General features: G+C 35.9%; 14 protein-coding genes. 9 read left to right on the top strand and 5 right to left on the bottom strand.

Annotation, left to right across the window (positions count from 1 at the left end):
* Positions 1-54: 54 nt before the first annotated feature.
* Complete coding sequence (locus ND811_RS03245; RefSeq protein WP_265350388.1) at positions 55-405, bottom strand: VOC family protein; 351 nt, start codon at positions 403-405, stop codon at positions 55-57.
* Between the two features lie 99 nt (positions 406-504).
* On the opposite strand from ND811_RS03245, the gene ND811_RS03240 reads away from it, so the two are divergent.
* Both ND811_RS03240 and ND811_RS03235 read left to right on the top strand, forming a co-directional pair.
* The gene (locus tag ND811_RS03240) at positions 505-1,008 is read left to right on the top strand and encodes a hypothetical protein (RefSeq protein ID WP_265350389.1); all 504 of its coding nucleotides are present in this window, start codon (positions 505-507) and stop codon (positions 1,006-1,008) included.
* 3 nt (positions 1,009-1,011) lie between these two features.
* Positions 1,012-1,932 carry a hypothetical protein gene (locus ND811_RS03235; RefSeq protein WP_265350390.1) on the top strand — a complete coding sequence of 307 codons (921 nt, stop codon included), beginning with the start codon at positions 1,012-1,014 and terminating at the stop codon, positions 1,930-1,932.
* 47 nt (positions 1,933-1,979) lie between these two features.
* Here ND811_RS03235 and ND811_RS03230 read toward each other — a convergent pair whose 3' ends face one another.
* Positions 1,980-3,203: an MFS transporter gene (locus ND811_RS03230; RefSeq protein ID WP_265350391.1), complete on the bottom strand. Its 1,224-nt coding sequence runs from the start codon at positions 3,201-3,203 to the stop codon at positions 1,980-1,982.
* Between the two features lie 88 nt (positions 3,204-3,291).
* Here ND811_RS03230 and ND811_RS03225 point away from each other — a divergent pair, with 88 nt between their 5' ends.
* On the top strand, positions 3,292-4,071 hold the full coding sequence (locus tag ND811_RS03225; RefSeq protein WP_265350392.1) for an SDR family NAD(P)-dependent oxidoreductase: 780 nt from the start codon (positions 3,292-3,294) through the stop codon (positions 4,069-4,071).
* A gap of 1 nt (position 4,072) precedes the next feature.
* Entirely contained in the window at positions 4,073-5,266 is a 1,194-nt protein-coding gene (locus tag ND811_RS03220) for a pyridoxal phosphate-dependent aminotransferase (RefSeq protein ID WP_265350393.1), read from the top strand.
* Here the strand turns inward: ND811_RS03220 and ND811_RS03215 are convergent.
* Both ND811_RS03215 and ND811_RS03210 read right to left on the bottom strand, forming a co-directional pair.
* A complete protein-coding gene (locus ND811_RS03215; RefSeq protein ID WP_265350394.1) occupies positions 5,254-6,216 on the bottom strand; it encodes a patatin-like phospholipase family protein in 963 nt (320 codons plus the stop codon). The two genes, ND811_RS03220 and ND811_RS03215, sit on opposite strands and share 13 nt — an antisense overlap.
* The gene (locus tag ND811_RS03210; protein ID WP_265361097.1) at positions 6,192-6,479 is read right to left on the bottom strand and encodes an LIC_11321 family protein; all 288 of its coding nucleotides are present in this window, start codon (positions 6,477-6,479) and stop codon (positions 6,192-6,194) included. The genes ND811_RS03215 and ND811_RS03210 overlap by 25 nt, the downstream gene beginning before the upstream one ends.
* A 169-nt stretch (positions 6,480-6,648) precedes the next feature.
* Here ND811_RS03210 and ND811_RS03205 point away from each other — a divergent pair, with 169 nt between their 5' ends.
* A complete protein-coding gene (locus tag ND811_RS03205; RefSeq protein WP_265350396.1) occupies positions 6,649-7,605 on the top strand; it encodes a YjgN family protein in 957 nt (318 codons plus the stop codon).
* Positions 7,606-7,608: 3 nt separating this feature from the next.
* Positions 7,609-8,805: a M48 family metallopeptidase gene (locus ND811_RS03200; RefSeq protein ID WP_265350397.1), complete on the top strand. Its 1,197-nt coding sequence runs from the start codon at positions 7,609-7,611 to the stop codon at positions 8,803-8,805.
* On the opposite strand, the gene ND811_RS03195 is transcribed toward ND811_RS03200, so the two are convergent.
* Complete coding sequence (locus tag ND811_RS03195) at positions 8,763-9,683, bottom strand: GDP-mannose 4,6-dehydratase (RefSeq protein ID WP_265350398.1); 921 nt, start codon at positions 9,681-9,683, stop codon at positions 8,763-8,765. The genes ND811_RS03200 and ND811_RS03195 overlap by 43 nt on opposite strands.
* Positions 9,684-9,769: 86 nt before the next feature.
* On the opposite strand from ND811_RS03195, the gene ND811_RS03190 reads away from it, so the two are divergent.
* The 3 genes from ND811_RS03190 to ND811_RS03180 are packed head-to-tail and all read left to right on the top strand — an operon-like array spanning position 9,770 to position 12,899.
* Complete coding sequence (locus tag ND811_RS03190; RefSeq protein WP_265350399.1) at positions 9,770-10,789, top strand: LIC_10202 family protein; 1,020 nt, start codon at positions 9,770-9,772, stop codon at positions 10,787-10,789.
* On the top strand, positions 10,786-11,853 hold the full coding sequence (locus ND811_RS03185) for a glycosyltransferase family 4 protein (protein WP_265350400.1): 1,068 nt from the start codon (positions 10,786-10,788) through the stop codon (positions 11,851-11,853). The genes ND811_RS03190 and ND811_RS03185 overlap by 4 nt, the downstream gene beginning before the upstream one ends.
* Positions 11,850-12,899, top strand: a complete 1,050-nt coding sequence (locus tag ND811_RS03180; protein ID WP_265350401.1) for a glycosyltransferase family 4 protein — start codon at positions 11,850-11,852, stop codon at positions 12,897-12,899. Before ND811_RS03185 ends, ND811_RS03180 begins: the two co-directional genes overlap by 4 nt.
* Position 12,900: the final 1 nt, after the last annotated feature.

The following is a 12,900-nucleotide window of genomic DNA, read 5'->3' as shown; positions in this document are numbered from 1 at the left end:
TTGCAAACCTACTCAGAGGAAACTAAATTAAGATTCGAAAAGAAATAGCGGAATTTAATTTGAGTAATAGATCTCGATCAAATTTTGGCTTGGATCGGCAAACGTAAGACATTCTCCAGAATCTGTTCCTTCTGGTCCTTTGATGATCTTCACGTTTTTTTCTTCCAATTCGCTGATGGCTTCCGTGAAATCATCTACATCCATCACAAAACTAAGGATAGGTAAAGATCTGTCAGAAACTTCTGCTACTACCAATCGGATCCGAAACGAATCCAGAGAAAGGATTGCCTCAGTAGCCTTCTTTGTCTCCACTTCGAAGTCAAAAATGTCCCTGTAAAAATCGATAGAGGTGTCGAGCTGGGAGACGGGGATACTGACGTGGCCAATGCCTTCTACAATAATCATAATGGAATTACACCTTCGTGAACTTTTCTGTCATCATGCTTGAAAAAGCGGCTTTGTCGACAAAAAAGCATTCTCCGCAAACAAACTCGAAACTAAAATTTGAATTCCAATTCCAACTCAGGAAAAAAGAATCAAAATATGAATGTATTTCGGATTTCACTCATCGTTTTAGCTGTTTTTGCCCTTTCTTGCAAGGAAGAGACCGTTCCATTTACACTTGCCCATCAAAACGTAGCGGCAAAACTCCTCTCTGAGAACCAAATCCTTCTCGAAGAGTATCTAAAAGAGAATCCTAAGCCAAATTGGAAAATATTTTCAGAAACATTGGAAACAATGGTGGCCAGTGGACATCCAAAATTAAAGTCCTGGGCAGAAGGTTTACGCCCTCTTTTGCCAGCTTCTGGATCAGATTTAGAATCAAGTTACGAGAAAATTTCCAAAATTCAGGAAATATTAATCCAAATAAAAACGGAAGTGCCAAATCAATCTCAATACAATCGATTTTACTGTCCTATGGTTGATAAATATTGGTTAATGACAGGAAGAGAAGTAAAAAATCCCTATGCTCCTGAAATGAGAGATTGCGGAGAATTGTTACAATAGACTATGCCAAAATGTTTTCTAGGCACATCTTTATATGAAGCCTGCCCACCAAGCTGCAGGCATTCATTCGCTAAACAAGACGTAGATGAAGATTGTATTGCCAAAAATAAACTAGAAGCATTTCTACAAGACAGAGTCACCTTTAAAGTTGGATTCTCTGCTTTCTCACAAATTCCCGCAAAAACTTTAGAAAAATTCATTTGGACATCAAAAGATAATTTAGAATTGATTTCTTATTTTCTTTATATTGGTGAACCAACACTTGTTCGTGAAATTATCGAATCATTTTCTAATCACACATTAAGTTATCTTTTTAAATGTGATTTTGAAAATTATATGAACATTAGAGAATCGATTAAAAGAGAAAAATCAGTAAAACATATGTTTGATATTCGAAGTTTCAAATATTGGACATTTGTTAGTTATTTAAGAATCTGTGATTTAATTCAATATTTTGTTCGGTATTTGAAAGAACCAGAGTATGCCTGCCAATTTATTGTGATTCTACCTTCAGAAATAGTATCCAATCTCAATAAATACACTGGTTTGGATTTTGAAGAAGAAAAGACATTATACAATGCCTTGGGAGATTCCATCTACGAATTACCATTACAATCACCAAAAATTTATGATCATATGATGCAACTATTCGCCGATGAACCTGAAGTTTCCATTATACTTTCCACAATGGAAGGACTCATTGAAAGACAACAACTAATTTTGGAAACCACTGAAAAGCTAGTCAACTTTATTGGGGAACACAGAATCGATAAAAACTTTCAGTTTATTTTTTCCGAAATGTCTGGAATGGAAATTGGAACCGCATCAGAAATCTTAAATCAATTATTGGAACGCAAAATGATCACTCCGTCTCAAAAACAAATGATCATCGATTTTCTTAACACTGGAAAATTAGAATTATAGAATAAACTAACTTTTGCTAATTTATTCTAATCCTATTAAAATCAAATTTATCCTGCAATTTTTATTTTTTTAGCTAAATAAACACTAAATAACAAACAAAATACTGAAATCATACCCACGAGTTCATAATTGACTAGTTGGTTGTCAGATGTTTGGACTAAAATGAGGCCAGCAACATAGGAAGCAGCTCCTGAAGAAATCTGTTGGATGGCAGAATTTACAGACATAAAACTCCCGCGATTCCTTGGCTCTACCGCAGATGTAATCATCGCAAATGCAGGAACCATCCTTCCTGAAACCAAAATCATAAACAAAGTAGTGACGGTAAGAACTATAGGCAAAGAAGTTTTAGTTAGAGTTACCACTATCACAATGGGAATGACTGCCATGATAGAAATGATTTGGTATATTTTTAGTTTTCCATATCGATCTGATAATTTACCGATGAATCGACTGGTAAAAAAAGTAAACAATCCTCCAAAAAAATAAATGTAAGGAAGTTCACTTACCGCTAAACCAACGTTAGATACGAGAAACGGACTTAAGAACGGAATGATGGTAAATCCACCAAACATTAAAAAAATCATAAAAACAAATGGCGCAAAATGATCTTTTTTAGTAATCACTTGTTTTAAAGATTTTAACTGCGACTGTTTGGGGTGAACATCTGAATCTAAATGGTAACGAATGGATGGTAAAACTTTGTAACCGATAGGTAAAATCAAAAATCCTGCAATTGCCAAAGAAAGAAACGGGAAATGCCATCCAAACTTATTAGCTAAAGATAATCCGATTGGTATTCCGATTACAGAAGCTACAGAAAAAGAACTCATAACAACACCAGTAGCAGTACCTCTTCTAAAGACCGGAATTATATCTCCAATGATCGAAAGTACTGTGGCCCCAATCATTCCCCCGAAGCCACCTGCTACGACCCTTGCAAAAAGTAAAAACCCATAATTCGGAGCAAATGCACATAATAGAGTTCCGAAGGAAAATCCAAAAAATAAAACAAGAAGGCTTAGTTTACGATCATAGGAATCTAAAAACAAAGCACCAATGAGCCCAAACACTCCAGCACTGATAGAATAGGAAGAAACTAGGAGACCAAAGGCTGCTGAATCAATTTTGAAACTTTCCATAAAAACAGGTCCAAGTGGCATCATAATGACAAAATCCAAAATGTGTAAAAATTGGAGGGCAGCCAGAATAAAGATGATAGCTCTTTCTTTTTGGATGGTATGAAGCGGATGGGTAAGAGGTTGGCTCATAAAACTAATATTGACCAGGTGTTCAAAATTTCCAAAACTATTTAGTTTCGAATTGCCAACTTTTGCGTTGAGTAATAAATTTCCCTCTATGAAATACGCGTTAATTACAGGTGCTTCTACAGGACTCGGAAAAGATTTTGCGCTTACTTTGGCAAAAAAGGGTTATACTCCCGTTTTGGTCGCCAGAAGTGCCGAAAGGTTGAAGGCTCTCGCCGCAGAAATTAAAACCAAATATGGGATCCAAAGTGTAGTCATAACACAAGATTTGGGCAAACCCAATGCAGCAGAGGTTTTATACAATGCAGTCAAAAAACAAAAGCTATCAATTCATTGTTTGGTGAACAATGCAGGGTTCGGTCTCAATGGAGAATTTTTTAAAAATTCTTTTGAAAAAGAATCCGAGTTAATCCAACTCAACGTAACCACTTTGGCACAACTTTGTCATTTGTTTTTGCAAGATATGGTGAAAGCGAAAGATGGTTATATTCTAAATGTTGCTTCCACTGCTGGTTTTCAACCTGGTCCACTTATGTCAAACTACTACGCATCCAAAGCATATGTACTTTCTCTTAGTGAAGGACTTGCAGAAGAAGTTCGAGATTATGGAGTAACCGTTACCTGCGTATGTCCAGGCCCAACGCAAACGGAATTTTTCGAAAGAGCAAATATGACCAAAATTAATTTGGTAAAATCATCATTTCTTATCATGAAATCACAAGATGTAGTGGATATTGGACTAAATGCTCTGTTTGGAAAAAAGGTCGTAAAAATTACCGGATTCTTTAATTTCCTACTAGCGCAATCCGTTCGATTTTCGCCAAGATTCTTAGTTCGTTTGATTGCAAAGTATTTACACAAAGCTGGATGATTTGAACTATTTTCCATTTGCATTTTCAAATCGGTTTTCATTGTTAGGTGACATTAATTTAGAAAATAAAATTCACCGAACAAAACAAGATCTTGAACTCTCAGGAAATGTAATTTTAGATCTTACCAATTCCAATCCTACAAAATTAGGATTGGAATTCCCACCGAATGCCTTATCTCATATTTTTTCTAGTTTGGATCTTAGTCAGTATGATCCAATACCAGAAGGATTAAATTCTGCCAGGGAAATTTTAGTTTCAGAATATTCGAATAGAAAAATCAAAACCCATACGAATGATTTCATTCTAACCTCAAGTACCTCAGAGGCCTATTCTTATATTTTCAAATTATTTACCAATCCTGGCGACGAAGTTTTAACACCTAATCCAGGTTACCCTTTATTTAGCTTTCTCATTGGCTTTGAAAATCTAAAAGAAGTCCATTATCCCCTAAAAGAAAACACGGAAATAGGACAATGGACTTATTCTGCAGAAACTATAGCTAATTGTATTAGCACAAAAACTAAGCTAATTGTCTTGGTGAGTCCCGCAAATCCCACAGGTTCCCGAACTACTGCAAAGTTTTGGAAAGAATGGGAAGAATTAGGAATCCAAATTCCCATTCTTTTAGATGAAGTATTTGTCGGTTATGAGTTTTCTGGTGAACCTCATTACATTCCAAATTCGCCTAACTTTCCCTTATTCATATGTAACGGATTTTCCAAACTTTTGGCTCTCCCCGGTTTCAAATTAGGATGGATTCTTAACAAAAGCCCAGAGATTTACCATTTAGAAATTCAAAAAAAATTAGGTTTTATCGCCGACACTTACCTTTCCGTCAATTCTCTCGTTCAATTGGCCACACCAGAACTTCTTCCTTGGAAATCGATGATTCAGAACCGTATCCGAACAAGAATTATGCGAAACTTGTCAATGTGCAATTTGTTATTAGCAGAAAATCCAAAAATCAAAAACAAATCCATAGTCGAAGCTGGATGGTATTTTTTATTTGAATTAGATTTAGATCGCAGAGACGAAGATTTGATTTTAGAAATATTGATAAATACTAAGGTTTTTTTACACCCCGGATCTTGGTATGGATTTTCGCATAACCGTTGCTTTCTGGTAATTAGTTTAATTTCCGAAGAGGATACTTTGAGACAAGGATTAGAAGGAATTTTATCCTATCTCAAGTAATCCAGAATTGCAGTTTTTTGAGCCAAAGCATCTGCCTTCCCTAATTCATAGGTTTCCCTGACTCCCTTTGGATTTGTATAATCGAAAGAAGTAATCGGCAAAGGTTTAGAAGGAGTGATCAAATATGTTTTGGCCAGTAATTCAGGATCTTTTCCCACGATTGTATTCGGTTCATAGTGAATGCCGATGATTTTGGCAGTAGGAGAAAAAGTCTCAATGACCATATTATTTGTAAGCCCCCCATCCAAATAATACTCATCGTTCACAGATTGAAAATCCACAATAGGAGGAATGGAAGAAGAATTCATGATAAACTGCTCTATAGTTTCGGGATTTACAAAGTCTTTTTCCGTAAAATCAACATCTTGCATGTTCCATTTTTTGATCATTTCTGCAGTCCGATTTGCCGGAATGCCTTCGGAGCGATCTCGATCATCTAAAATAAAAGCCCGACCAGTTTCTGAGATCAGTCTCGCCAAACGAAATTTGTTCTTTAAAGAATCTTCTTTTGGATGAGCTTTTACCGAATGGATCCAAACTTTAGCTCCGGATTCTAAGACCTTATCAAACTTCATTCCAAAACGAATGGTTCGGCGATACATATCTTCATGGGGAAAAGTAGACTCTCCCCTAAGTAGGTTCGAGAAATGGAAGTTACGCGAATTGCGTTTAGTAATTTCTTCAAAGTATTCAACAGACTCTTCTTCTGTTTGAGACAAAATACAGAGTGCCATCGCAGCACCAGCCGAAACTCCGGAAACTTCCGTAAAACGGACTCCCCATTCGCGAAGAGTTTTCCCAACTCCTAATGCATAAAAAGCCTTACAACCGCCACCAGCGATGGCAAGAGAAGCATCATAGGATGGAAAAATTTTGACTAATGTTTGTAATACTTGTTCTCGAACGCCCATAAAATCGACAATTTCTATTCCCCTTCCCATCGAAAGCATAGAGTATTATTCTCTCCCAAAAATCTGTCAAAGTATAAACTCGCACGACAATCCTCTTCTGTAGCAAGAAAGAAATCATAACCGCCAGCAGGGTATTTGATTTTACAACATCCTTTTTTGTCTTTGCGATCAGGAGGTTGACGAACCGATTTATCTTGGCCTTTCAAATCACCAAGGCTCGGCGGTAACTCCTGCCTAGAATCAGCGAAATTTACAGCGGTTATAGTTATAGCTAAAAGCAGAAAGATCCAAAAAACTTTCATTCTGTAAAAGTAGACTTTATTAATGATACGCAAGTTCGGCGATTCCTAAAAAAGTAATGAATTAGGTTCAATGGTACGAATTGTATTTCCTATGGATAGGAAATATTTTTCTTTACCCCATTCTGAAATGTTTTATTCTCTTCCCACTAATCATCCTTTGAGGACTTCAATGAACAATACAAGATTACAATACCATGCAACCGGGGGACAACTATTCATTCTTTTACTGAAGAATATGTTTCTGACGGTCATAACATTAGGAATTTATAGCTTTTGGGCAAGAACAAATGTCCAAAAATTTATGGCAGAGAATTTAGAATGGGCAGGAGAACGTTTTTCATTTCATGGTACCGGAAAAGAACGTCTCATTGGTTTTCTAAAGGCGTTTGGTATAATCATAGTCCTTTACATAGGAATTTATATCATTCAGACTATTCTTTCCTATATTCCAATTCCCTATTTTAGCGCGGTTGTAGGATTTGTTCTGACAATGGGAGTATTCCTTGCGCTAGTTCCTATCATCGTCGTAGGAGGCCGTAGGTATCTAACTTCTCGGACAGGATATCGTAACCTTCGATTTGGATTTGACGGAAAAATTCTCGAAGTGACCAAGATTTATGGAAAAGGGATTCTATTAACCATCATTACATTAGGAATTTATTACCCCTGGTTTTTTGCAGAAAAAGAAGCGTATGTTCAAAGCAAAACTAGATATGGAAATACAAATTTTGGATTTTCTGCAGAAGGAAAGGAAATCTTTTTCCTCTACTTAAAAGGATTCTTATTAAGTATAGTGACTCTTGGAATTTACTATTCGTGGTTTTTGGCAGATGTTCAAAATTACATTTGGAATAGAACCAGTTTCCAAGGGAAAAAATTTCGATCCGATATTACAGGTGGAAAAATTTTTGTTAATTTTCTCATCGCTTATTTAATCATCATATTTACTTTAGGAATTGGATTTGCCTGGGCAATCGTCCGTCTGACTAAACTTTTTATTGAGTCTGTAAGTTTAGAAGCAGAGGTTGATTTTTCTATCATCGAAGCAAAGGCAGATACCACAGCCAATGCCACTGCGGAGGGATTGGAAGCTCTAGCCGAAGCTCTAGAAGGCTTCCTATCATAAACATTGTTCGAAAACCAAACATTTACATCCCGTTATTTTAACGGAGTATCAGCAGTCCCTGAAGACGGGACTGTTCTGATTCATGGCCAAACCCTTGATTTTGTATCAGGGGAGATAGCTCACAAACTAAACTTATTTCAATTTAGCGAATTCTCACTAACGCATAATGGCTGTAAATTGACACTTATGCCAGACGAATTGAAAGAAAGTCCCGTTTTAGAAATTATATGTTCTAAAACAGATGCAAAAAAATTAGAATCCTTTTGGATCCAATCAAAGAAAAACCAAAGTCAAACACATGCATTTTTTTACTCGATTAGAGAAATGAATCCTGTAGTTCTTGGAATTTTATCAATCATCATTGTTGGGATCATTGGATTCTTTTATTTTAAAGGATTAGAACTCGTTACTAACTTTATCCCTGTTTCTATGGATAAATCTCTCGGTGAAACAGTTCAGCTCAAAATGGATGCTCAATTTCAAGAATGTAATACCAAAGCAACCGAGAGGTTCTTTTCTGAAGCATTAAAAAAAGTTGTGCCCAAAGGAAGTCCACATCAATTTAGAGTTTCTGTGATTGGATCTACCATACCCAATGCTTTCGCGTTATCTAACGGTAAAATTTATTTTTTTTCGGGATTATTAAACGATGCTAGGTCACAAGAGGAAGTAATTGGAGTTTTAGCTCACGAAGTCGCCCACGTGGAAAAAAGACACCACATGCGTAATTTGGTAAAAGCAGGCGGGACATCACTTGCTATCAGTTTGGTGGTGGGACCTGGATTAGGAAATATGGAATTTCTAGAAACATTTACAGAACTTGGTTCTACTATTCTTGTTCTAAAATTTTCAAGAGACTTTGAAACCGAAGCAGATGAGACTTCTATTGAATATTTAAAAAATCAAAATCTCTCTTCATCGGGTCTCCTTACCTTCTTTAAAAGAATGCAAGAACTGGAAAAAGAGAATACTGAAGCAAAAGACAATCCCACTAATACAAAAGCAAAGGATGATCAAGTCGTCACAAAATCATTAACCGATTTTTTAAGTACACATCCTGCTACTGAAGAAAGAATGAAAAATCTAGAAACTTTGATTAAAGCTGGAAAAAAAGGAACAATCAAAAAGGTTGTTTCTGATAAAACTTGGAAAGAAGTTCAATCCGTTTGTTTAGATTTTAAAAATTCTGATTCTAAATAATTATAAATTTGTAGCAAAGTTTCGCTTAAACTATGTTTGTTTCTCCAACCGAGTGCTTTTAGTTTAGAGTTATCTCCATAAACTTTGGAAGTTTCGGACGCCCTAACACGTCCAGAGTCTACTTCAAATTTAATCTTATGGCCAGAAATTTTTACTAATTCCTCTACCATATACCGAATGCTTCTTTCTTCGCCTGAGCAAATATTGTAAATTTCACCGGACTCACCCTTTTCAATTAAAGTAAGGTATCCACTGACGATATCTTCCACATGGGAAAAATCCCGTGTAGGTTCTAAATCCCCAACGGCAATCGTTGTCTTTCCTGAATGTTTGGCTTCGATAATTTGAGAACAAAAATTAGGAATTACAAACTCTTTCCGTTGTCCAATCCCTATATGATTAAAAGGTCTAGCAATGACTACAGATACAAAAGGGCTGTATTGTGCATACTGTCGGCAATAAGATTCAGCTGCCAATTTACTACCCGCGTAAGGATTCACAGGATTTGGTAGAAGGGTCTCTTTTAAAGGTAGCGAGGATATGTTTTGTTTCCCATAAACATCTGCTGAGGAAATGTACAACATTTTGCACGGCCTTTGCATCCTATGCAATGACTCGAGTAAATTCAAGGTCCCACCAACATTGATTTCTTCTGTTTCCCAAGGGTTGTCAATGGCCATAGGCACAAAGGCTTGAGCAGCTAAATGAACCAAAATATCTGGTTTGATTTTTTCAAATTGATTGGTTACTGTATTTCGGTCACGAATGTCACCTTGAAAACAATAGATTTGGGAATCACCTTGCGATTCAAGAGCAGGAAGGAGATAACTTCCGACAAATCCGCTAGCCCCAGTGACTAAAGTTTGTTTTTTTTTCATAGAAAAGGGAAAATTCCGATTCGGCCCTAAGATTTAGTTGCCATTCTTCCAATTTTTCAAATCCTCTCAAGAAAAGAAAGAAAACTGTGGAAGACAAAAAGAAATTCAATCCATCCCCCTTTGTCGAAATCCGAGACCCACAGTTAAATGTTTCGGAATTAATGCAGGAAATCGAATCGAAGATTCCTCTTGATCCTTCCCAAGCGGCGAACTGGTTGGAACTGACTAAGTTGAGTTATAAACCCGAGTCTCCGCAGGGATTTAGAAAATTTGATCCTGCGGGAACAGCGCACCTCTTTGAAAAAGGGATTTCTAGTCCCAAGTTTTCGAATCCCAAATTCTGGTTTATTAAAGGTCCAATTAAATATCTGCTAAGTCGCCTAATCTCTGTTTACGGACTAATTGATAAAAAACTTTCTGAGAATAGAATTCGTGCTTTTTTTTCTGTTTTGCATGAACTAGTGCGCTTAGGAAAGAGAATTGAACAAATTGAAAATCGATTTGATGGTTTTTTCAGGGATCATTTGTTACAAACAACTTCGAATTCTTTACCTAACTTTGGTTGGGCGGCAAATTCGTATTTTATCGATGCCGGCTCCAATCCCGCTTGGAAAGTAGCATTAGAGGACATTTCCCAGACAAAGGAAATCTTGGTATTGTTTCCTGAATGGGGGGACATACTAAAACAACTTTCCATATTAAAAATTCCTTTTCAGTCGATCACTTCTGATGAAAACGAATTTCGTTTCATTCAAAGTAAAATTACCGCTACCGTCCGACTAGAAAATCAATTATTTCCATTAAGGAATATTCTAAATCAGGCAACTGACATTTTAGTATACCTACCATTAAACCGATTTCCATCATTCTGGATAGAAAAGTTATTTGCTGAAATTTCTGATTCACTTGCCGAAGGAAATCACTTATATTTTTCTGTAGCAATCAAATCAAATCATTCAAACCGCCCTTTCAGCGACCTACAAGTTTCAGAGATTGATTTAAATAAGTTGCCCAGCTATTTAGAAACCCTAGGTTTTAAAAAAGTAAGAGATCTTTCAACCACAGAAGATACAAAAGTATTTAGATACACCAAACTTGATACATGAATGTTTTTCAACATTTAGATGAGCTAAAAGATTCTGACGGTGTTGGAAACGATGCCATTGGCCTTTCTGAAGTTTTTAATTCTTTAGGTTACAAATCGCATTTCATCACCAGGCAACCAAGAAAAGGTAAAACCTTAAATAGTGAGTTTCACCTCACGAATCACTTTCAACATCCAACCACTTCTAATGATATTCATATTCTTCACTATGGTGGGGCCGGGTATCCTTATGAGCTATTTCAAAATTTACCTGGAAAAAAAATATTAAGATTTCACAATGTAACGCCTGCTATATTTTACAAAGACACAACAACGCCAGATATACACCTCGCAATGTCAAAATTTGAATCGCTTTCCTATCTTGAAATTGCCACCTTATCAATTATTTCTGACTCTATTTGGTGCGACTCAGAGTTTAACTTACAAACAGTTTCTGAATACCAATTCAAAAATCCTTATATCCTCCCTATATGTAAATCATATGATATCAATTCAAAATCCGAAGATCTATCAAGAAATCATTCTTTGGTATTTGTTGGCCGTTATTCCCCTCAAAAAAAATGGGAGGATTTAATTGAATTATTCTCATACTGGGTAAAAGAATTTCCTGATGCAAGATGTAAATGTATTGGATCAGTGATTGGAGCCTTTGATGGTTACTTCGAAAAACTAACAGAAAAAGTACGAAGTTTAGATTTAAATGGGAAAGTAGAATTTTTGACAGGGAAAACGGACCAAGAGGTTATCTCAATTTTAAAAGAGGCGGGAGCTTTTGTTTCGATGAGTGAACACGAAGGATTTTGTCTCCCAATACTCGAGGCTTTTGGCGCCGGGATTCCTGTTTTTGCTTATGCAGCGGGAGCCATTCCCGAAACCATGAGAGGAGCGGGAATTCTTCTTAAAACGAAAGAATATCCTTCTATTATCCAAATAATGAAAGATAATTTATTTCAGTTAGAAAAACGAACTTCCCTGATTTCAGAACAATACAAAGTATTGGAATCCTACAATAAATTCCCATTCCAGGAAGAGATTTCAAAAATTCTCAGTTCCGGTATCCAATGAATATACATCAGTTTTCCGCAGGATTTCAATTAGGTGATGCAATATCTCAAGAAATGTTGGAGATAAAGCGATTACTTTCGAAAGAGGGATATCATGGTAAAATATTTGCCGAAAATATATTTTCCTACGATCGAAAATATGCTGAAAAATTGACCAAAGCAAATATCAAACCGACCGATGTTTTAGTTTATCATCATTCCATCCATAGTGAAGTTCTAAATTTTGTATTAAAATTTCCTAATCGGAAAATTCTTATTTATCACAATGTTACACCTGAAGATTTTTTTTCAGGATATGACCTTAAATTTTCTTACTTGTTAAGAAAAGGACGGGAAGATTTAGAATTGATTCGAGATCAATTTGATCATTCATTTGCGGTTTCTAATTTTAATTTGTCAGAACTAAAGGAAATAGGCTTCAAACATGTTCGGTTATTACCTCTTCATCTAAATTTTCAAAAATGGAAAGATGTACCAAGAGATCCTATATCAAAATCATTTACGCAGCCATCCTTTTTGTTTGTAGGTCGCATAGCTCCAAATAAACGGCAAGACGACTTGATTCGTTTTGCTAGAACATGGAAATCTAAAATGGGAAATCAGTTTTCCATGCGAATGTTAGGTTTTTGTAATCCAAACCAACAATCTTATATGGACGAACTCAATTTTATGATTCATCATTTAGATTTATCAGAAGAAGTAAAAATCATTTCTTATGTTGATGAGAAAATGTTAAAAAAAATCTATTCGGAAAGTAATATTTTTTTATCAATGAGTGAACATGAAGGTTTTTGTGTTCCACTGATGGAAGCAATCTACTTTCATCTTCCTGTTGTGGCTTTCGCAGCCTCAGCCGTTCCCGAAACGTTAGGAAAATCAGGTGTACTTTTTGAATCGAAGGATTTTGAAAAGCTAGTCCCACTTGTAGATTCTATTTTTAAAAATTCGGAACTCAGGAATTCTATAATTTATTCACAAAACCAACGACTAAACGAATATCTAGAATCTACAAGTATTCTTCCACTACTCGAAGTGGCAAAACCTTAGT

It is taken from the genome of Leptospira soteropolitanensis (assembly GCF_026151655.1).
GTDB classification, from domain to species: domain Bacteria; phylum Spirochaetota; class Leptospiria; order Leptospirales; family Leptospiraceae; genus Leptospira_A; species Leptospira_A soteropolitanensis.
This window is presented reverse-complemented; position numbering and strand designations above follow the sequence as displayed.

Coding starts and splice junctions, on each gene's coding strand:
- ND811_RS03245 (WP_265350388.1), bottom strand. CDS start 405: ATGATTATTGTAGAAGGCATTGGCCACGTCAGTATCCCCGTCTCCCAG.
- ND811_RS03235 (WP_265350390.1), top strand. CDS start 1,012: ATGCCAAAATGTTTTCTAGGCACATCTTTATATGAAGCCTGCCCACCA.
- ND811_RS03230 (WP_265350391.1), bottom strand. CDS start 3,203: ATGAGCCAACCTCTTACCCATCCGCTTCATACCATCCAAAAAGAAAGA.
- ND811_RS03225 (WP_265350392.1), top strand. CDS start 3,292: ATGAAATACGCGTTAATTACAGGTGCTTCTACAGGACTCGGAAAAGAT.
- ND811_RS03215 (WP_265350394.1), bottom strand. CDS start 6,216: ATGCTTTCGATGGGAAGGGGAATAGAAATTGTCGATTTTATGGGCGTT.
- ND811_RS03210 (WP_265361097.1), bottom strand. CDS start 6,479: ATGAAAGTTTTTTGGATCTTTCTGCTTTTAGCTATAACTATAACCGCT.
- ND811_RS03205 (WP_265350396.1), top strand. CDS start 6,649: ATGAACAATACAAGATTACAATACCATGCAACCGGGGGACAACTATTC.
- ND811_RS03195 (WP_265350398.1), bottom strand. CDS start 9,683: ATGAAAAAAAAACAAACTTTAGTCACTGGGGCTAGCGGATTTGTCGGA.
- ND811_RS03185 (WP_265350400.1), top strand. CDS start 10,786: ATGAATGTTTTTCAACATTTAGATGAGCTAAAAGATTCTGACGGTGTT.
- ND811_RS03180 (WP_265350401.1), top strand. CDS start 11,850: ATGAATATACATCAGTTTTCCGCAGGATTTCAATTAGGTGATGCAATA.